Origin of the sequence: Trinickia symbiotica (genome assembly GCF_003028655.1) — a bacterium.
GTDB classification, from domain to species: Bacteria; Pseudomonadota; Gammaproteobacteria; order Burkholderiales; family Burkholderiaceae; genus Trinickia; species Trinickia symbiotica_A.
In genome coordinates, this window is sequence record NZ_PYUC01000049.1 from 1 (window position 1) to 1,377 (window position 1,377).

A 1,377-nucleotide genomic window follows, 5' to 3' on the forward strand; every position below is an offset into this window, starting at 1 on the left:
TGAGATTGTCCCGGTTCGACGGACGGATTTGCAGCCAGCGATTTGATTTGGTCTAGCCTCCGTTAAGCGTTGAGTCGCGGGTTGTCTGTCCACGGGCGGGCGGCGGGTCGGCTCTCACGACCATGACGCTGCCCGCCGGTGGGCAACCCGCAAGGCGATACGGTTTGCCTTTTTACGTTTATGTTCTCGAATTCAAGCGGCGAACGATAGCCAATGCTGCTGTGCAGGCGGCGTACGTTGTACCAGCCCTCCAGGAACCAGAAGATGCGCTGCCGGGCATGTTCATGGGTCGCAAAGTGTTCGCGCAATAGCAGCTCCGCTTCGAGCGTTCCGAAGAACGACTCGCACATCGAATTGTCGTAGGCGTCGCCGGCCGTGCCCATCGACGGTTGCACGCCGGCTTCGCGGCAGCGCCGTCCGAATGCAATGGACGTGTATTGACATCCCTGGTCCGAATGCAGGATGACGCCCTCGTGGCGTCTCTGCAGCAACGCCATATCGAGTGCGCGCAGCATCAGTTCCGTGTACAGATGGCTGGACATCGCCCACCCGACGATGCGGCGACTGAACACATCCAGAACCACAGCGAGATACAGAAACCCTTCGTCAGTCGGAATGTAGGTGGCGTCCGCCACCCACAGCACGTTCGCCGCCTCGGCACAGAAGTGCCGGCGCACAAGATCCGGAGCGCGCCGCGCCCCCGCGCGTTGTCGCGTGGTGTGTGGCCAGCGCCGCCGGCTCGCGCCATGCAGGCCGGCCAGGCGCATCAGGCGTGCGACCCGCTTGCGTCCCACGTGCACGCCTTCACGCGCGAGCTGCGCGTGGATACGTGGCGCCCCATACGTGCCGCGTGAACTCGCATGCAGCGTGCGGATGCGCGCGAGTAGTTGCGCATCGCTACACGAGCGTTTCGATGGCTCACGCACCAGCCATGCGTAGTAGCCGCTCATGGAGACCCTGAGCAGCCGCGCCATTGTGGCAATGGGCCACCGGGCCCGGTTCGCTCTCATGAATCCGTACCGCCCTTGGGTGGAACGGCTCCCGTCTCCCTCGCGAACCAGGCCGCCGCCTGCGAGAGAATGTCTCGCTCCATCTTCAGTTGCCGGTTCTCACGACGCAACCGCGTGAGTTCCTGCCGCTCGGCCGTGGTTAGTCCGTCATGACGCACGCCCGCATCACGATCGGCCTGCGCGACCCAGTTGTTGATGGTCTGTTCGGTCGGCTCGAACTCGCGCGCCAGCTCCTCAGGCGTACGTCCGGCCTTCACCAGCTCGACCATGTGGGCCCGGAATTCCGCCGGGTATGGGGTACGATGCCTGCCCATTTCGACACCTCCTGATCAAAAGGATAGGTGTCCGTTTTTGCGGGTCAATCTCA

The 1,377-nt window shown here is 63.4% G+C and carries 1 pseudogene; it reads right to left on the bottom strand.

From position 1 onward, the window contains the following. Window positions 1-185: 185 nt before the first annotated feature. A pseudogene (locus tag C9I57_RS32140) lies at window positions 186-1,324 on the bottom strand (IS3 family transposase); the annotation flags it as partial. Window positions 1,325-1,377: the final 53 nt, after the last annotated feature.